Below are 19,014 nucleotides of genomic sequence, written 5' to 3'. Positions count from 1 at the left end.
CCGTTGACCTACAGATTACAGGTGTGCATAACATGAATCCATCTACCTAACACGTATGTAAAACACTCTGAACACGGAGGAAACAGGGTGCTTCGTCCGCTGCCGCTGCTCCTGGCCGTGACCTTGGCGGCCGGCTGCGCGGCGACGGGCGATGCGGGCGGCGGCGAGAAGGGAACGAGCGGAACAGGCCCGATCACCTTCGCCACCGGACGCGACACCACGGCGTACCTGCAACCCCTGCTGGACCGCTGGAACCAGGCCCACCCGGCCGAGAAGGTGACGCTGCTGGAGCTGCCCGAAGCCGCCGACGAGCAACGCGCTCAGATGGCGGCGAACCTCCAGGCCCAGAGCAGCCGGTACGACGTGCTCGGGCTTGACGTCTTCTGGACCGCCGAATTCGCGGAGAACGGCTGGATCATCCCCCTGGAGCGCGGGTTGTTCCCGCTCGACAGGTTCCTGCCGCCCGTCGTGGAGACGGCGATCTATAAGGACAAGCTGTGGGCCGTCCCGTACACCAGTAACGCGGGGCTGCTCTATTACCGGAAGGACCTGGTCAAGAAGCCGCCCAGGACGTGGGCCGAGCTACGCGACCAGGCCCGCCAAATCACGAAAAAGCACAACATAGGAGGCTATGCCGGGCAGTTCCTGGCCTACGAGGGGCTCACGGTCAACTTCTCCGAAGCCGTCCAGTCGGCCGGCGGCGAGATCGTCAACCGCGACGGCACCGAGGTGACCCTCGACCCGGCCAAAGGTGCGACCGCGATCGAGTTCCTGCTCCAGGGACTGCGCGAAGGATGGATCCCCCGTGAGTCGCTGAGCTACAAGGAAGAGGAGTCCCGCCTGGCCTTCCAGGAGGGACGGCTGGCCTTCGCCCGCAACTGGCCGCACGCGTACGGACCGGCCAAGGCCAAGCTGGGCAAGAAGCTGGGCGTGACCCGGCTGCCCGGACTGAACGGCCCCGGCTCCAGCACGCTGGGCGGCGCGAACCTGGCGGTCAGCGCCTTCTCCAAGCACCAGCAGACCGCGCAGGAGTTCATCCGCTACTTCACGAGCCTGGAGAACGAGCGCCGGGTCCTCACCGAGGGCTCGTTCCCGCCCGTATGGGCCGAGCTCTACGACGACCCCGAGCTCATCAAGCGCTTCCCCTACCTGCCCGTGCTCAAAGAGAGCATTCTCGCCGCCCGGCCACGGCCGGTGAGCGCCAACTACACCCAGCTGAGCCTCGTGATCGCCAGTTCGGTCGCAGAAGCGCTCAGCAATCCCTCCCCCGGGGCCGCAGAAGATGTGGCGGCCTCCATGAAATCCGAACTCGAAGAGATCATCAGAACCCAGTGAGGCAGCCATGCGAAAAGGCAGAGCAGCAGCGATCCTGGCCGGGCTCGCGGTAGCCGTCGCCGCCTGCGGCAACGCGCCGACCACCACCGAGCCCACGGCGTCGGAGTCGGCCTCCGCGTCCGACGGCGGCGACAAGCCGCTCCAGGGCGTCAAGCTCGAAGTCGCCGCCAAGTGGACCGGGGCGGAGCAGAAGAACTTCGAGCAGGTGCTCAAGGCCTTCTCCGACAAGACCGGCGCCGAGGTCACCTACGCCTCCACCGGTGAGGACACCGGCGCCTACCTCGGCCCGCGCATCCAGGGCGGCAGCCCGCCCGACGTGGCCATCCTGCCGCAGCCGGGCCTGGTCCAGCAGTACGCCGAGCAGGGCGCGCTCAAGCCGCTCACCGACGACGTCGTCAAGGAGATCGACGCCAACTACACGCCGTACTGGAAGGAGCTCGGCTCCGTCGACGGCAAGGTGTACGGCGTGCTCGTCAAGGCCGCGCACAAGTCGCTGGTCTGGTACCGCTCGCAGGCGTTCGACGACGCCGGCGTGCAGCCGCCCACCAACTGGGACGAGCTGGTCAAGGCCGCGCAGACCCTGGCCGACTCCGGCACCCCGCCGTTCTCGTTCTGCGGCGCCTCCGGCTGGACGCTCACCGACCTCTTCGAGAACGTCTACCTGTCCACCGCCGGTCCGGAGAACTACGACAAGCTCTCCAAGCACGAGATCCCGTGGACCGACGACACCGTCAAGACCGCCCTGGAGAAGATCCAGCAGATCGTCTCCAAGAGCGAGTTCCTGGTGGACGGCACCTCCGGCACCATGCAGACCGACTTCCCCACCTGCGTCAGCAAGGTGTACGGCACCGACAAGGCCGCCATGGTCATCGAGGCCGACTTCGTGGCCGTCGAGGCCGACCAGTCGGGCGCCAAGGTCGGCGAGGAGGCGAAGTACTTCCCGTTCCCCAAGGCCGGTGACACCACCCCGGTCGTGCTCGGCGGCGACGTCGCCGTGGCGATGAAGGACAGCCCCGGCGCGATGGCGCTCGTGCAGTTCCTCGCCTCCAAGGAGGGCGGCGAGGTCTGGGCCAAGCTCCCCGGCTACCTGTCGCCCAACAAGAACGTCTCCCCCGACAACTACCCCGACCCGCTGACCAAGCAGCTCGGCCAGACCATCGTCTCCGCCGGTGAGGCGGTCCGCTACGACATGTCCGACCTCGCCCCCAGCGCGTTCGGCGGCACGGACGGCAAGGGCGAGTGGAAGGTCCTGCAGGACTTCCTGCGCAACCCCAGCGACATCAAGGGCACCCAGGAGGCGCTCGAAGCCGAGGCCAAGAAGGCCTGGAAGTAAAGAGGTAAGGCCGTGACCGAACGGTTGGACGGCCGGCAGGACTCGCCCGTGGCCACCGCGGGCGAGCCTCCCACCGGACCGGCTGAAACCCCCCGCACGAGACAACGCCTCGGCCCCTCCCCGGCGGTCGCCATCGCCTTCCTCCTCCCGGCGGCGCTGCTGCTGGGCATCTGGGTGGTCTATCCGATCGTCTACTCCGTCTTCCGGAGCCTGTTCGACGCCGCGGGCACCGGATTCGTGGGCCTGGGCAACTACGCCACGATCTTCACCGATTCGGGCATGCTCACCACGATCCGCAACAACCTCATCTGGGTCGTCGTCGCACCGATCATCGTCACCACGCTGGGACTGATCTTCGCGGTGCTGACCGAGCGGATCAAGTGGGCCACCGCGTTCAAGCTGATCGTGTTCATGCCCATGGCCGTCTCCCTGATGGCCGCAGGCGTCATCTTCCGCCTCGTCTACGAGGAGAACCCCGACAAGGGCCTGGCCAACGCCATCCTCACCACCGTCCACGACACGTTCTCCTCCTCGCAGGGCTACCCCGAGGCCCGGCCGCGCGAGGGCGACCAGTCGCCCGTCGCCGCCGACAACGGCGCGGTCGTCACCAAGCAGCCCGTCCAGACCGGGCAGCCGGTGCTGATCCCGATCGTCGGCGTCAAGCCGGACGTGCTGCCCTCCGACGCCCAGCCCGCCAAGGCCGCCACGGCCGGACCCGGACTGTCGGGAACGGTGTGGTTCGACTTCACGCCGGGCGGCGGCGGCCAGGTCAACGTCGTGGACGGCACCGAGAAGGGCCTGCCCGGCATGACCGTCGAAGCCGTGCAGAACGGCGAGGTCAAGGCCACCGCCACGACCGCCGCCGACGGCACGTTCCACTTCAATGACCTGCCCGACGGCGCCTACACCGTACGGCTGCCGAAGGACAACTTCGAGGCCGCCTACAACGGCCTGACCTGGCTCGGCCCGACACTCATCACCCCGGCGATCATCGGCGCGTTCGTCTGGGTCTGGGCCGGATTCGCCATGGTGCTCATCGCCGCCGGCCTCGCCGGCATCCCGCGCGACGCGCTGGAGGCCGCCCGCATCGACGGCGCCACGGAGTGGCAGGTGTTCCGCAAGATCACCGTGCCGCTGCTCTCGCCGGTCCTGCTCGTCGTCTTCGTGACGATGATCATCAATACCCTGAAGGTGTTCGACCTGGTGTTCATCATCGCCCCGTCCTCGGTGCAACCGCAGGCGAACGTGGTCGCGCTCGAGATGTGGCGCGTGTCGTTCGGCGGCGGGAACAACCAGGGGCTGGGCAGCGCACTGGCCGTCTTCCTGCTCATCCTGGTCCTTCCCTTCATGATCATGAACATCCGACGGTTCCGGAGGGGAGAGCAATGACCACCGCGACCGCCACCGCATCCTCCGGCGCGCCGTCGGGGGTGGCCTCGGGCGCGCCGCAGCGGGGCACGCTGGGCAAGATCGTCGATCGCGTGGGCGGCGGCCTCGTCCAGGTCGTCATGATCGTGCTCGGCCTGTTCTGGCTGGTGCCGACCCTCGGCCTGCTCGTCGTCTCCCTGCGCACGACGCAGGTCAACAACGCCGAGGGCTGGTGGACGATCTTCACCAAGCCGACCGAGCTGACCCTGCAGAACTACGCCAACCTGCTCGGCAGCGGGTTCACCGCCTCGTTCTGGAACACCGTCCTCATCACGGTGCCCAGCACGATCCTGGTGATCGGCATCGCGGCCATGGCGGCGTACGCGTTCGCCTGGGTCGACTTCCCCGGCCGCGACCTCGCCTTCCTCGTCGTCGTCGGCCTGCTCATCGTGCCGATCCAGATCGCGCTGATCCCCATCGCGTCCTTCTACGGCGCCACCGGGATCTTCGGCTCGATCCCCGGCGTGGTGCTGTTCCACGTCGCCTTCGGCCTGCCGTTCGCGATCTTCCTGCTGCGGAACTTCTTCGTCGGCATCCCCGCCTCGCTGCTGGAGGCCGCCCGCATGGACGGCGCCTCCGAGTGGAAGATCTTCCGCTCGGTCGTCTTCCCGCTGGGCAAGCCCGCCATCGCCTCACTGGGCATCTTCCAGTTCCTGTGGGTGTGGAACGACATGCTCATCGCGCTGGTCTTCGCCAACACCGGCAACCAGCCGATGACCAAGTACCTGCAGTCTCAGATGCGGCAGTTCGGATCGAACGTCGACATCCTGTCGTCGGGCGCGTTCATGTCGCTGATCATTCCGCTGATCCTGTTCTTCGCGTTCCAGCGGTACTTCGTCCAGGGCATGATGGCCGGCTCCGTCAAGTGACCGGCCGCTGAGCGGCGCCCGCTCGCCTCCTTCTCGGGGCGGGCGGGCGCTCGCGTGTTCCGGTCCGGCACCCGCGCGCTCCGGGAAGGCGCGCTCGCGCGTTCCGGGGCGGGCGAGCGCTCCGTGTTCCGGTGGCACGGGGCGCACGCGGGCACGCCAGGCGCGCGTATGTGATCATTCTGGTACGGCCGGGCAAGACGTTTCGGCGGCAAGCCGTACCAGACCTGACTAAGCTCAACCTTCATGGCCGGTCGTCCACTGCACGAAGTCGTCGAAGCCGGATGGGCCCGCGCGCTGGAGCCCGTCGCAGATCGGATCGCCCAGATGGGCGACTTCCTGCGCAAGGAGCTCGCCGAAGGCAGGCAGTACCTGCCCGCCGGCGCGAACGTCCTGCGCGCCTTCAACCAGCCCTTCGACGACGTCAAGGTGCTCATCGTGGGGCAGGACCCCTACCCCACCCCCGGACACCCCGTCGGGCTGTCGTTCTCCGTCGCCCCCGGCGTCAGGCCCCTGCCGGGCAGCCTGGTCAACATCTTCAAAGAGCTGGAGAGCGACCTCGGCCTGCCCCGCCCCTCCAACGGCGACCTCACCCCGTGGGCCGAGCAAGGCGTGCTGCTGCTCAACAGAGTGCTCACCGTCATGCCGGGCAAGCCCGCCTCCCACCGCGGCAAGGGCTGGGAAGAGGTCACCGAGCAGGCCATCCGCGCCCTCGTCGCCCGCGGCAAGCCCCTGGTCGCCATCCTGTGGGGCCGCGACGCCCGCAACCTCGCCCCCATGCTCGGCGACGTCCCGCGCATCGAATCCGCCCACCCCTCCCCGCTCTCCGCGCGCAGCGGCTTCTTCGGCTCGCGGCCCTTCAGCCGCGCCAATGAGCTCCTCATCCAGCAAGGCGCCGCGCCTGTCGAGTGGAAGCTGCCCTAGCATCGTCGCCATGAGTGATGAAGAACCGAAGTACCTGCGCCTCACGGTCGAGCTGACCGTCGAAGTGCTCGACATGGACGCGCTTCAGGCGGCGGCGCTGCGTGAGATCAGGCACCCCGACGCCGACCTGACCGAGGAGGAGCGTACGGAGCAGGCCGAACTGGTCGCATCCGACGACAGCGGCGCCTCCGCCCTGCAGTGGCTGATCGAACCCGATCACGTGCTGCAGCTCGTCGACCACATCGACGAGATCGAACCTCGCGAAGCCGTCCTGGGCGTCGAGCCGTCCGAGGGGCCCAGCGAGGAAGAGGACGAGGAAGAGCACGACCACGCGTGACCGTACAGCGGCGGCCACGGCGTTTTTCCCGAGCGTCGTGGCTCTTCGCTCGATCACCCTCCCCCCTCTCCCCCCTCTCCGAGAACCAGAACGGCCCCTCCACCTTCCCGAGACCAGACGACCTCTCCACCCTCTCCTCAGACGGCCCCTCCGCCCTCTCCGAGAACCAGGACGGCCTCTCCCCCTTCTCCCCGACCAGACGGCCTCTCCGCCCTCTCCGAGAACCAGGACGGCCCATCCTGCCCTCTCCGGGAACCCGGCGGGCCGTTTCAGGTTGAGGCCGGCCGGGACAGGTGCCGCCTCTCGCCCCGCCTGACCTCGATGCGCTCTCCGGCTGAACAGATGGTGGGCAGGAGCACCGACCACGGGCACCATTGGCACGAGCGAGCCCGCGATTCACACCGGCACAGCCCACGGAAGCACGGGCCGGCCCTCGACCCACGCCGGACGACCCCGGCAGGAACCCAACGCGCAGAAGACCCACGGGCTAACGGAAGACCCACGCCAGACGACCCCGACAGAAACCCAACGCGCAGAAGACCCACGCCAGACGACCCCGACAGAAACCCAACGCGCAGAAGACCCACGGGCTTAAGGCGAACCCACTGGAGCGCAGGACCCCCGCAGGCAGCGTCGGCCCACAGGAAAACCCTCCAGCGCTCGCTGGCTAGGATCTTCTTCTGAGATCACCGAGAGGAAGCTCCCATGATCGTCGCATTCTCCATCACCCCGCTGGGCGTCGGCGAGGGAGTCGCCGAGCACGTCGCCCGCGCCGTCAAGGTCGTCCGCGACAGCGGTCTGCCCAACCGTACGGACGCGATGTTCACCACCATCGAAGGCGAGTGGGACGAGGTCATGGACGTCGTCAAGCGCGCCGTGGACGCCGTGGCCGAGGTGGCGCCGCGAGTCAGCCTCGTACTGAAGGCCGACATCAGGGAAGGCGTCACGGACGGCATGACGTCCAAGCTCGAGTCCCTCGAACGCCACCTCTCCTGACCGCAGCCCTCGATCTCACGCCCGAGCGCTGAGACCGGCTGCTCGACCCGAGCCCCACCGGACTGATTCCGCAGCTCCTAGAACTGCTCGGCCCCGCCCCACAACCCAAGGACCACTTAAACGGGTCCCGCTACCGGAGGAGCGCTCAGACCGGCCCCGCAACCCGAGGAGCGCACTAACCGGTCTCGCAACCCGTGGAGCGCTCTAACCGGCCCCACAACCCGAGGAGCGCACCAACCGACCCACAACCCGAGGAGCGCTCAGACCGGTCCTGCAACTCAGGGACGAGACCGGCCACTCAACCCGAGAGGTCAAACCAGCCGCTCGAGCCCGAGCGCGTTCGAGCGCTCTCCGGTGACGGCATCGACGCAGTGCCCGCACGCCATGCCGCTCACCTCGCACACGCCATGCCGCTCACCTCGCACACGCCATGCCGCTCACCACGTAAGTGCTGGTGGTCCCCCCGTCACCTCCTCCCTGGGGTGCCCGCCAGAGCGCCCACCACGACGCGCCCCTGAGCGCTCGCCGGCCGCCTGGCCGTCCTTTCCCAGCCGCCCCCGCCCGCGGGAAGCATGCGGGTGACCATGTGCGCCTCGCGCATCCGCCCGTCGTTCGCGAACCACCCGGAAGAAGTACACCTCCATCGACGAACTCCTTCTTCCGCCGCTGAACGTGCAGCGTGTATCGGGCGCACTGAACGTGCAGCGTGTACCGGGCGGCGAGCCGGTCGCCGTCCGCCACCGCCTCGTGCACTTCCATGTGGCTGACCGGCCGGCTCCTGCGCAACGGACGAGTGTGCGCGATCAGCTTCTCCCGGTCCATCCGGTGTCCGTCGGCCACCTCGACGGTGTCCGGCGTGTGGTAGCGGTCCACGATCGCCGCCGCGTCCTCGTCGCCGCGCAGAAGGCGGCGTGCTGCCCGCTTCCACGATGAGCGCGAGGTGATGAGCGCGAGGTCCACCAGGGCCGTACGGCACCGGCCGGCTTCGGGAGGCGGCGCGCCGCTCACTCCGCCCAGCCCCGTAAGGCGACGCGGCGCTCCCCCTACCCGCCTCAGATGACTGCGCCCTGCTCGCTCGCCCGGTTAGCACGAGAACGCCAGGGCCGTACGGCACCGAACCGCTTGCGCGGACCACAAAGACCAAACTCAAGATATATCTTGACCGTCGCGAACTACGCGACATATCGTGTCTCGCGTAAACGCGATAGTACGCGACTCGGAGGTAGCGGGCAATGGAGCTAGAGCGGGTGCAGGTCCTGGTGGTCGGCGGCGGGTACGCGGGATTGAGCGCGGCGACGCTCCTGGCCTGGCGTGAGATCCCCGTCATGCTGGTCGAGCGGCACGCTAGCACGTCCGTGCAGCCCAAGGCCTTCGGTGTGGGGCCGCAGGCGCTCGAGATGCTGCGGATGGTACCGGGCATCGAGGAGGAGCTGAGCGCCATCTGGGCCGGCATCGGAGACGACATGCGTATCGCGATCGCCTCGAGCCTCGCCGACCCGAATCCCCACATCCTCATCCACGAGGACGAAGATCTCGCCTGGCTGTCCGAGCTCAGCCCCGCCCCCAGGGTCGGCGCGCCGCAGGCGGAGATCGAGCGCGTCCTGCGCGGAAAGGCCGAAGACCTCGGCGCCGACCTGCGCTTCTCCACCGAGCTGATCTCCCTTGAGCAGGACGGCACCGGCGTGACCGCGCGGATCAGGGACGAGGACGGCGACCGCCTCGTTCGGGCCGACTACGTGGTGGCCGCCGACGGCTCCCGCAGCCCGCTGCGCAAGGCGCTGGACGTCCCGACCTCCGGCAAGGGGCCGCTGAGCCGGATGCGCTCGATCATGTTCGACGCCGACCTGTCCGGCCTGGTCAGGGACCGTGAGGTCACCCTTTGGTACCTGCAGAACGACGTCTTCACCGGTGTGATCGTCACCGGCACCGGGACCGGAAGCCACGTGCTCGGCGTCAACCTCAAGGACGGCGAGACCGAGGCCGACTTCACCGACGAACGCTGCGTCGAGCTGATCCGCCTGGCCACCGGGCGGCCCCACCTCGACGTACGCGTCATCGATCGGCCCATGTTCAACATCTCCCACGTACTGGCCGACACCTACCGCGTCGGGCGGGTGTTCTTCGCCGGCGACGCCGCCCACACCATGCCGCCCACCGGCGGGCAGGGCGGCAGCACCGCCATCGAGGACGGCTGCGACATCGCCTGGCGGCTCTGGCTCGTCCTCACCGGCCAGGCGGGGCCGGACTTCCTGGACACCTACGACGCCGAGCGACGTCCCATCGGCAAGCTGATGGCCGACGCGCAGCTCGCCAACCTCGGCGTACGCATGCCGCCCGAGGCCCGCGTCGGCTACCCCGAGCCCCTGGAGGACCCGACCGGCGTGCTCCTCGGCCGCCGCTACCACTCCACGGCCATCATCGACGAGCCCGGCGACGACGGCTCGCTCCTTGAGGACCCGCGCGTCCCGACCGGGCGGCCCGGCAGCCGGGCCCCGCACGTCGTCCTCGACTGGGCCGGCCGGCGGATCTCCACCATCGACCTGTTCGGCTCCGGCTTCGTCCTGCTGGCCGCCAAGCCCGGCGGCCAGGCGTGGGTGGACGCCGGGCGGCTGGTCAAGGAGCGGCTCGGGATCCGCCTCACGCGGCTGCTCGTCGGCGACGAGCTGATCGACGTGGAGGGGTGCTTCACCAAGCGGTACGGCGTGACCGAGAGCGGCGCCGTGCTCGTGCGGCCGGACGGGTACGTGGCCTGGCGCTCCCCCGAGGCCGACCCCGACCCGATGGGCACCCTGGAGCGCGTCCTCCGCCGCATCCTCAGCCGCTGAGCCCCGGCTCGCCCAACCTCTGACCGGGAAACCCCACCCTCTGATCGAGGAGGCCCCGCCTCTGAACGGGGAGGCTCGGCGGGGCCCGGCATGGGCGGGCGTCAGCAGACGACATCGAACCCGACAAGGTCCGGCGAAGGGGACGTCGACAGACTGCATCGGATCCGACGGGACCCAGCGAAGGGGACGTCGGCAGGTGCCATCGAACCCGACGGGACCCAGCCAAGGCGAACGCCAGCAGACGACATCAAGCCCGACGGGGCAAGCGAAGGCGGACGTCGGCGGGTGGCATCGTGCCCGACGCGGTCCGGCGAAGGCGAACGCAGAAGACGGCATCGGATCCGACGAGGCCCTGCGAAGGCGAACGCCGGTAGGCGAGTTCGGGCCATCGTTGAAGGGTCATGCGGCCATGGCGGCGTCGAAGTCGCCAGGGGTCGGCCTGCTCCGGTCGTGCGCGACCTCTGCGGCTTGCTCGCCTGGGTCGATCGCTCTGCGCGCGGCTCGGGTAGCCGAGGTGATCGCGGTCACGGTGGCCGAGTCGCCGGGATCGTCCTCCGCAAGAACGGTGAAGCGGGCGTCGGAGGCGAGCGCCGTCACGGAGGCTGAAGCGAGTGAGCTCTCCGCAGCAACGGCGCCGCAGGCGGCAGAGGTCAGAGCCGTCACGGAGGCCGAGGTGACAGCGGACTCCGCAGGTGCGGGGGCACTGCGGGTGTCGTGGGCGGTGGAGAGGGGCGTGGCCGGAGTGGCGGAGCCAGCCGCCGGCACAGCGGCCGAACTGCCCGAGGCTCCCCCGGCAGCAGCGGCGCGGGTGTCACGAGCGGCCGCGGCGACAGCGGCCAGAGCACCGGAGGCTTCCGCAGCTTCCGAAGCACCGGAAGCGCCCGAGGCGGCGACCAGACTGGCGGGGACAAGCCGAGTGACCCGTGCCCGAGCACCGGAGGCTCCCGCAACCTCCGAAGCGCCGAAAGCGCCCGAGGCGGCAACCGGACGACTGGTGAGGGCGAGCCGGGTGACGGCGGCCGGAGCCTCGGAGCCTTCCGCGGCATCCGAGGTGACCGAGGTGCCTGTAGCTCCGGCCCTTTCGATGGCAGGGGTGAGCGGGGTGACGGCGACAGAAACACCGGAGGATGCCACAGCGCCGGAGGTGCCAAAGGACCCCGCAGCCCCGGCCCTCCCGCTGACAGGGGCAAGCCGAGAGACGGCGGCAGAAACGCCGGAGGATGCCACAGCGCCTGGGGTGAGCGAACTTCCTGCGGTCCCGCCCTCGCCGCTGGTGGGGGCGAGTGGGGTAACGGTGAGCGGAGCATCAGGGTCTTTTGTGACGGCAGCCGTACGGGGGGCGGGCGTGAGAGCGGTGGTGGTCGTCGCGGCTGGAGGGGTCGGGGTGGCTGGGGTGGCTGCGGGCTCGGTTGTGCGGGTGGCGGGGGTAGAGATGGTGGTCTGGGAGCGGCGCGCGGGGGCGTGGCGGGCGGCATGCGTGGCGCAGAGCCAGGAGTTGAGGGAGCCGCTGAAGCCCGAGGGCGGGCCGACCTTGAGGCAGGTGATCCGGCCGGCGCCGGGCGCAGGGCCGATCTTGAGGCGGCGGACGCCGCCCGTGCGGCCCAGCTCGGCCGCGTCGGCGTCGTACGGCGTGAGCTGGACCCCGAAGGGCAGACCACCGTCCGGCTGGTCGGAGAGGTGGATGCGGAGGAAGTCGTCGATCTTGCGGGCGGCGGCGCCCGGGTGGGCGTTGAGATAGGACAGGTGGTCGGTCACCAGGCGGTTGGCGACCGTGCGCAGGAGGTTGGTCGCGCAGAGGTTGTGGGCGCAGGAGGCGCCGTCGAGGGTGACCTCGGGGAGGGCGAAGCGGCGCAGGCCCCTCGACGTGACCCGCAGGCAGTCGCAGGCGCTCAAATCGGAGGGGTCGCAGGGCGGGCAGGTGGCGGCGTCGTGGACCTGGACGTCCCACGACAGCCAGTCGTCGGTGAGGCGGAAGTGGGTGGGCTCGCCCGAGCAGCGGCCGCAGGTCAGGATGGTCGTGGCGGTCAGCGGGTCGATCAGGATGCCATCGCACTCCTTGGCCAGGGCTCGGGCCGCCGCTCTCGCCACCTGCGCGGCGGTGGGCAGCCGGTACGGCGGCGCCGTCGAGGTGACCACGAGGTGCTCCTTGGTGCGGCGCAGGCGGCGCCTGTCGTCGTCGGTGAGGCCGGTGCCCGCCGATCTCCACGGCGTGGGGTGGTGGGTCACCGTGAGCATCCCGGTGGACGCGGCGGTGATCGCCGCACGCCGGTAGGGGGCGCCTATCCGCCAGGGGATGAAGGACGCGGGATCGAACGGCAGGTGCTCCATGGCGACGACGAAGCGGCAGGTCGTGGTCGCAGGCAGGGGGAGAGTGATCTTCATGTGGTCGTGCCTTCGCGGGAACGTGGGTGAACGGACTGCGACGATCCGGCCAAGGGAGCCCAGCTCCGGATCAGGAGGCACCCAGGATCGGTGAAGGCGGGTGGGGTCCGCGGGTCCGAACCCCATTCTGTGGACAGGTGTTTCTTCTGCGCGGTGCTCTGTGGAAAACCGTGCCGTCCGCACTCTGCGGGCGGCACGGGTCAGTGGGGGTTCTCCCGGCGATCCGCCAGGCGACGCGGCGGGCGACCAGTCAGCGTGGGCGCTCCAGGTGGTTCGCCAAGTGAGACCGGAGGTAGGCGGAGGGAGGTGGCCAGGGGGACGGGTGCTCGCCACTCACCGGGCGGTCAGACGGAGCGAGTGATCGCTACTCACCGGCCGCTCAAGCGGGGCGAGTGATCGCCAGTGACCGGGCGGTCAGGCGAGGCGGTTGCTCACCAACGACCCCGGGTGGTCAGGCGGAGCAAGTGATCGCCACTCACCGGCCGCTCAAGCGGGGCGAGTGATCGTTCGTGACCGGGCGGTCAGGCGGGGCGGGTGATCGTCAGGGACTGGCCGGGCAGGCGGAGCCCGTCCTCCCCGAACGTCACCGGCTCGTCCGACGCCAGCAGCACCGTCCCCCTCCCCACCGGCACCGTCACCGTCTCCTCCGCGAAGTTCACCGCCACCGCCAGCGCACCCCGCCACATGACCAGCCACCGCGACGAGGGATCGACCTCCACCCGCACCCGGTCGAGCCGCGGGTCGGACAGTTCGGGCATGGCCTTGCGCAGCGCGATCAGGTCGCGGTACCAGCACAGCAGCGACCAGTGCGCCTCCTCCTTCACCTCGCTCCAGTCGAGCTTGGAGCGCAGGAACGTCTCCTCGTCGGAGGGGTCGGGCGCCTCCCACCGGTAGCCGAAGCCGACGAACTCCCGTTCGCGCCGCGTCCCCTCGCTCTCCCGCAGCTCGGGGTCCACGTGGTCGGAGAAGAACAGGAACGGCGAGCGCGCGCCCCACTCCTCCCCCATGAACAGCATCGGCGTGAACGGCGAGGTGAGCAGCAGCCCGGCGCCGAGTTTGAGCGCCGTCAACGGCAGCCGGTCGCCGAGGGGGCGGTTGCCGATCTGGTCGTGGTTCTGCAGGCAGGCGACGAGGCGGTGACCGGGCACGCCGGCGAAGGAGGCGCCGTGGGTGCGGGAGCGGAAGCTGGAGTACGCACCGTCGTGCACGACCCCCTGCGTGAGCACCTTGGCGAGGGCGGACAGGTCGGCGAAGTCCTGGTAGTAGCCGTGACTCTCGCCGGAGACCGCGCAGTGCAGGGCGTGGTGGACGTCGTCGTTCCACTGCGCGGTCATGCCGAGGCCGCCCGCGTCGAGCGAGCGGACCATGCGCGGGTCGTTGAGGTCGGATTCGGCGATCAGCGACAGGGGACGTCCGACGGCGCAGGCCAGCGCGTCCACTTCGGCGGCCAGCTCGGCGAGCAGGTGGGTGGCGCGGCGGTCGTGGAGGGCGTGCACGGCGTCGAGGCGCAGGCCGTCGATGTGGTAGTCACGCAGCCACTGCAGGGCGTTGCCGATGAAGTAGCGGCGCACTTCGTCGGAGTGCGGCCCGTCGAGGTTGACCGCCTCGCCCCAGTAGCTGCCCTCGAACCCGGCGAAGTACGGCCCGAACGGCCGCAGGAAGTTCCCTGACGGCCCGAGGTGGTTGTAGACGACGTCGAGGATCACGCCGATACCGGCCCGGTGGCAGGCGTCCACGAACATCTTGAGCCCGTCGGGTCCGCCGTACGTCTCGTTGACGGCGTACAGATCGACCCCGTCATAGCCCCAGTTGCGCGTGCCGGGCACGGGCGCGACCGGCATGATCTCGACGAAGTCCACGGCGAGCTCGACGAGGTGCGGCAGCTTCTCGATGGCGGCGGTGAACGTCCCCTCCTGGGTGAACGTGCCGATGTGCAGCTCGTAGATCACGCCGCCGCGCAGGTCGCGGCCTTTCCAGTCGTGGTCGGACCAGGTGAAGCGGTCGTGCTCGTAGACGGCGCTCGGCCCGAAGACGCCCTCGGGCTGGCGGCGGGAGCGCGGGTCGGGGAAGGGGCCGTCGCCGTCCACCAGGTACGCGTACCGGGTGCCGTGGCCGGCCTCCGCGACCTCCAGCGACCACCACCCTCCTTCGCCGCGTTCCATCGCCCGGCGGGAGCCCAGGGTCTCGACTTCCACCGCCGTCGCCTTCGGTGCCCAGACCTCAAAGATCATGTCTCTCCAGGAGTGCGACCGGGTACTGACCGAGCAGGTGAGCGAGCGGGATGCGGCCGGTGTGCAGGCGGCCGGTGAGCAGGTCCCTCCAGGTGCCGGAGGGCAGCGTCAGCGTGGTGGCCCCCCATCCGCCGGCGGCGGCCAGGCGTACGGGGAGCCGGGTCGCCACCGCGACGGCGCGCGGCCGGTCGCCCCTGGCGAAGGCGATCACGTGCCCGGCGCGTTCGCCCTCGGCCCGCAGCGGCAGGTACGCGGCCTCGCCGCCGAGCCGCCGCCGCAGCCGCAGCGCCTGGGTGGTGACGAGCAGCTTGGCGGAGTCCCATGCGGTCTCGGGTTTGCGCGGGTACGTCACCGGCCGCCGGTTGTCGGGATCGACCAGCGAGAAGTCGGTGGTCTCGTTGCCCTGGTAGACGTCGGGGACGCCGGGCATCATGAGCTGCACCAGCTTGGCCCCGAGCGAGTTGGACATCGCGTACGGGTCGATGCGCTCGGTGAACCCGCCGACCGGCAGGCGCACGGCGGCCTCGGCGAAGGCCCGCAGCCGCCGCTCGTAGGCGGGGTCGGGGCTGACCCAGGAGATCGCGGTCTTGGCCTCCCGTGCCGCCTTGAGCAGGTAGTCGGTGAAGCGCTCGGCGGAGATCGGCCAGGCCGCCATGAGGTTCTGCCAGGCCAGGTAGTCGAGGTGCGGGTCGAAGCTGACCTGCGCCGACCACTCGGCCACGGCCGCCGCCCACTCCCCCGGCATCTCCGACAGCACGGCGAGCCGCGCCCGTACGTCCTCCGAGCGTTTGGTGTCGTGAGTGGACAGGGTGGTCATCGTGTACGGCGGCATCCGCGCGCAGAACTCGTGGAACTCCTCCACCGGGATTCCGAAGACGTCCGGCTCGCCGCCCACCTCGTTGAGGCAGGCCAGCGGGAACCACCGGTAGAGCGCGGTGTCCTCGACGCCCTTGGCCATGACGGGGCCGCACGCCTGCTGGAAGCGCACGATCGACTCGGCGGAGCCGTACAGGACCTCCTGGACGAGCGGGCGGACGGCGGGCGAGCAGGTCGCGGCGGCCCGCTCGACGATTTCGACGGACTCGGGCGGCGGCGGCTCGCCCGGCACCACGTACGCGCGGTAGACCGGCATCGCGGCGAGCAGCTCCCGCACGGCCTCGGGCGAGCACCGGGTGACCCTGGCCAGCCGCGCCACCTCGGCACCGAAGAACAGGTCGATCACCTCGCGCTTGGCCTGCGCCATCACCTGCCGGTAGTCGGCGGGCTGCCCGGTCAGCCGGGTGAACAGCTCGATCAGCGGCTGCTCGCCGTCGGGGTCGACGAACAGGCCGTTGACACGATTGAGCGCGTCGTAGCCGGTGGTGCCGTCGCACGCCCAGTCGGCGGGCAGCCGTTCAGGACCGATGAGGATCTTTTCGACGACCGTCCAGGCGTTGCCCGCGCGGGCGCGCAGGCGTTCGAGGTAGCCGCGCGGGTCGGCGAGGCCGTCGGGGTGATCGACGCGCAGCCCGTCCACCAGCCCTTCGTCCAGCAGCCAGAAGATCACCTCGTGGGTCGCGAACATCACCGCCGGGTCCTCGACGCGCAGCCCGATCAGCGACGACACGTCGAAGAAGCGCCGGTAGCCGGGGCCCTCGCGCCAGTCGACCAGCCGGTAGTGCCCCGGGTAGGGGAACGCGTGCTCGTGGTAGCGCAGCACGTCGCCGTCCACGACGGGCTCCATGTCGTCGCCGAGCACGGGCAGCGCGACCTTCCCGTCCACCCAGTCGATGTCGAACCAGTTCGCGTACGGCGACTCGGGTCCGTCCTTCAGCACCGACCAGAACGCGGCGTTCATCGTGTTCATGTGGTTGGGCACGATGTCCACCACGATGCCCAGGTCGTGCGCGGCGAGCTGCTGCGCCATCTCCCTGAACCCGGTCGCGCCGCCGAACTCCTCCCTGATGCGAGAGTGGTCGGTCACGTCGTAGCCGTGCCGCGACTCGGGCGTGGCCTGCAGGATCGGCGACAGGTACACGTGGCTGACGCCGAGGTCGCGCAGCTGCCCGGCGATCTCGGCCACCTCCGCGAAGCCGAAGTCCGGGGTGAGCTGCACCCGGTACGTGGACGTGGGCCTGGCCACGGCGGGCTCAGACACGGCGCAGCACCCGTACGCTGCGGCCCGGCACGTCGATGGCGTCCCCCGCCTTCACCATGCGGGCGTCGAGCCTGATCGGCATGGCCGTGTCGATCTCGGTGTGCCACATCTCGCCATAGTCCTTGGGGATCGTGAACGTGATCGTGTCGTGGTGCGCGTTGAACAGCAGCAGGAACGAGTCGTCCCTGATCGGCCGGCCGCGCCGGTCGGGTTCGGTGATGGCGTCGCCGTTGAGGAAGACGGCCAGCGACTTGGCGTAGCCGACGTTCCAGTCGCCGTCGGTCATCTCCTCCCCCGCCGGGGTGAGCCAGGCGATGTCGTTAAGGCCGCGTACGGGCTTGCCGTAGAAGAAGCGGCGGCGGCGGAAGACCGGATGCTTCTTGCGCAGCGCCGCCAGGCTCTGGGTGAACTCGAGCAGCAGCCAATTCTCCCTGACGTCGGACCAGTCCACCCAGGTCAGCTCGTTGTCCTGGCAGTAGCCGTTGTTGTTGCCCTTCTGGGTGCGGCCCAGCTCGTCGCCGTGGGAGAGCATCGGCACGCCCTGCGACAGGAAGAGCGTGGTGAGGAAGTTGCGCTTTTGCTGCTCGCGCAGCGACTCGACGGCGATGCCGGCCGGGCCCTCCTCGCCGCAGTTCCACGACCGGTTGTCGTCGGTGCCGTCGCGGTTGCCCTCCTTGTTCGCCTCGTTGTGCTTGTGGTTGTACGACACCAGGTCCTGAAGCGTGAACCCGTCGTGGCAGGTCACGAAGTTGATCGAGGCGGCCGGGCGGCGGCTGTCGTCCTTGTAGAGGTCGCTGGAGCCGGTGAAGCGCGAGCCGAACTCCGGCAGCGTCGCCGGCTGGCCGCGCCACAGGTCGCGGATGGTGTCGCGGTAGCGGCCGTTCCACTCCGTCCAGCGCGAGGGGAAGTTGCCGACCTGGTAGCCGCCCGGGCCGACGTCCCACGGCTCGGCGATGAGCTTGACCTGCGACAGCACCGGGTCCTGCTGCACCAGGTCGAAGAACGCGCTCAGCCGGTCCACCTCGTGCAGCTCCCTGGCCAGCGTGGATGCGAGGTCGAACCGGAAGCCGTCCACGTGCATCTCGATGACCCAGTAGCGGAGCGAGTCCATGATCATCTGCAGCACGTGGGGGGAGCGCATGAGCAGGCTGTTGCCGGTGCCCGTGGTGTCGACGTAGTAGCGCGGGTCGTCCTCGACCAGCCGGTAGTAGTTGACGTTGTCGATGCCGCGGAAGCTCAGCGTCGGCCCGAGATGGTTGCCTTCGGCGGTGTGGTTGTAGACGACGTCGAGGATCACCTCGATGCCCGCCTCGTGCAGCGAGCGCACCATCGCCTTGAACTCCAGCACCTGCCCGCCGCGCTGCCCCTGGCTGGAGTAGCGGTTGTGCGGGGCGAAGAACCCGATCGAGTTGTAGCCCCAGTAGTTGGACAGGCCGCGCTGCTCCAGGATGTGATCGGTGACGAACTGGTGCACCGGCATCAGCTCGATCGCCGTCACCCCCAGCTTGGTGAGGTGGTCGAGGATCTCCGGGTGGCCGAGCGCCGCGTACGTGCCGCGCAGATGCTCCGGGATCTTGGGGTGGCTGATCGTCAGGCCCCGTACGTGGGCCTCATAGATCACCGTGTCGTGGTACGGCGTCGACGGCGGCCGGTCATGGCCCCACCCGAAGAACGGGTTGATGACGACCGAGCGCGGCACGTACGGCGCCGAGTCGAGATCGTTTCTCGAGTCGGGCTGGCCGAAGCGGTAGCCGTAGACCGCCTCGTTCCACCGCACGCTGCCCTCGATGGCCATCGCGTACGGGTCCAGCAGCAGCTTCGCCGGGTTGCAGCGCAGCCCGCGCGCCGGGTCGTACGGCCCGTGCACGCGATAGCCGTACCGCTGGCCGGGACCGATGCCGGGCAGGTAGCCGTGCCAGATGAACCCGTCCACCTCGGTCAGCGGCACCCGCGACTCGACGTTGTCATCGTCGAACAGGCACAGCTCGACCTTGTCCGCGACCTCGGTGTAAAGCGAGAAGTTCGTGCCGGCCCCGTCGTACGTGGCCCCGAGCGGATAGGGGTCTCCCGGCCAGATCTCGATCATCGAGGCTCCCTTGCGGTCTTTCCCCATGTTCCGTTCCCCCGCTCCACGCGACAAGCCCGCCCCTCGGACGACCCTGATCCTTCCCACGCCACGCCGCTGATCACTCCGCCGGGCCCCAGGTCAACGGGGCAGGC

The 19,014-nt window shown here is 69.6% G+C and carries 12 protein-coding genes; 8 read left to right on the top strand and 4 right to left on the bottom strand.

Going from position 1 to position 19,014, the window contains the following annotated elements:
- The first annotated feature begins 87 nt into the window (after positions 1-87).
- The 8 genes from ACGFIM_RS23895 (at position 88) to ACGFIM_RS23860 (ending at position 10,044) form a co-directional block, all read left to right on the top strand.
- The gene (locus tag ACGFIM_RS23895; protein WP_393203700.1) at positions 88-1,335 is read left to right on the top strand and encodes an ABC transporter substrate-binding protein; all 1,248 of its coding nucleotides are present in this window, start codon (positions 88-90) and stop codon (positions 1,333-1,335) included.
- Between the two features lie 7 nt (positions 1,336-1,342).
- Positions 1,343-2,668, top strand: coding sequence for an ABC transporter substrate-binding protein (locus tag ACGFIM_RS23890; protein ID WP_393203698.1), 1,326 nt, complete (start codon positions 1,343-1,345; stop codon positions 2,666-2,668).
- Between the two features lie 12 nt (positions 2,669-2,680).
- Entirely contained in the window at positions 2,681-4,057 is a 1,377-nt protein-coding gene (locus ACGFIM_RS23885) for a carbohydrate ABC transporter permease (RefSeq protein ID WP_393203696.1), read from the top strand.
- The gene (locus ACGFIM_RS23880) at positions 4,054-4,965 is read left to right on the top strand and encodes a carbohydrate ABC transporter permease (protein ID WP_393203694.1); all 912 of its coding nucleotides are present in this window, start codon (positions 4,054-4,056) and stop codon (positions 4,963-4,965) included. Before ACGFIM_RS23885 ends, ACGFIM_RS23880 begins: the two co-directional genes overlap by 4 nt.
- 243 nt (positions 4,966-5,208) lie before the next feature.
- Positions 5,209-5,886, top strand: a complete 678-nt coding sequence (locus ACGFIM_RS23875; RefSeq protein WP_393203692.1) for a uracil-DNA glycosylase — start codon at positions 5,209-5,211, stop codon at positions 5,884-5,886.
- Between the two features lie 10 nt (positions 5,887-5,896).
- Positions 5,897-6,223 (top strand): hypothetical protein, encoded by a 327-nt coding sequence (locus ACGFIM_RS23870; RefSeq protein ID WP_393203690.1) that lies wholly within the window; start codon positions 5,897-5,899, stop codon positions 6,221-6,223.
- Positions 6,224-6,928: 705 nt separating this feature from the next.
- Positions 6,929-7,219, top strand: coding sequence for an MTH1187 family thiamine-binding protein (locus tag ACGFIM_RS23865; RefSeq protein ID WP_364060873.1), 291 nt, complete (start codon positions 6,929-6,931; stop codon positions 7,217-7,219).
- 1,232 nt (positions 7,220-8,451) lie between these two features.
- On the top strand, positions 8,452-10,044 hold the full coding sequence (locus ACGFIM_RS23860) for an FAD-dependent monooxygenase (protein ID WP_393203688.1): 1,593 nt from the start codon (positions 8,452-8,454) through the stop codon (positions 10,042-10,044).
- Positions 10,045-10,443: 399 nt separating this feature from the next.
- On the opposite strand, the gene ACGFIM_RS23855 is transcribed toward ACGFIM_RS23860, so the two are convergent.
- The 4 genes from ACGFIM_RS23855 to glgX form a co-directional block, all read right to left on the bottom strand.
- Positions 10,444-12,372: a hypothetical protein gene (locus ACGFIM_RS23855; protein WP_393203686.1), complete on the bottom strand. Its 1,929-nt coding sequence runs from the start codon at positions 12,370-12,372 to the stop codon at positions 10,444-10,446.
- A 575-nt stretch (positions 12,373-12,947) separates the two neighbouring features.
- The gene (treZ, locus tag ACGFIM_RS23850; protein WP_393203684.1) at positions 12,948-14,657 is read right to left on the bottom strand and encodes a malto-oligosyltrehalose trehalohydrolase; all 1,710 of its coding nucleotides are present in this window, start codon (positions 14,655-14,657) and stop codon (positions 12,948-12,950) included.
- A complete protein-coding gene (gene treY, locus ACGFIM_RS23845) occupies positions 14,647-16,794 on the bottom strand; it encodes a malto-oligosyltrehalose synthase (RefSeq protein WP_393203682.1) in 2,148 nt (715 codons plus the stop codon). The genes treZ and treY overlap by 11 nt, the downstream gene beginning before the upstream one ends.
- A complete protein-coding gene (gene glgX / locus ACGFIM_RS23840; RefSeq protein ID WP_393203680.1) occupies positions 16,787-18,880 on the bottom strand; it encodes a glycogen debranching protein GlgX in 2,094 nt (697 codons plus the stop codon). The genes treY and glgX overlap by 8 nt, the downstream gene beginning before the upstream one ends.
- Between the last annotated feature and the right edge of the window lie 134 nt (positions 18,881-19,014).

It is taken from the genome of Nonomuraea sp. NPDC049309 (assembly GCF_043196965.1).
GTDB lineage: Bacteria > Actinomycetota > Actinomycetes > Streptosporangiales > Streptosporangiaceae > Nonomuraea > Nonomuraea fastidiosa.
Note: the sequence above shows the minus strand (reverse complement) of the source record. Positions and strands in the feature narration are given on the sequence as shown.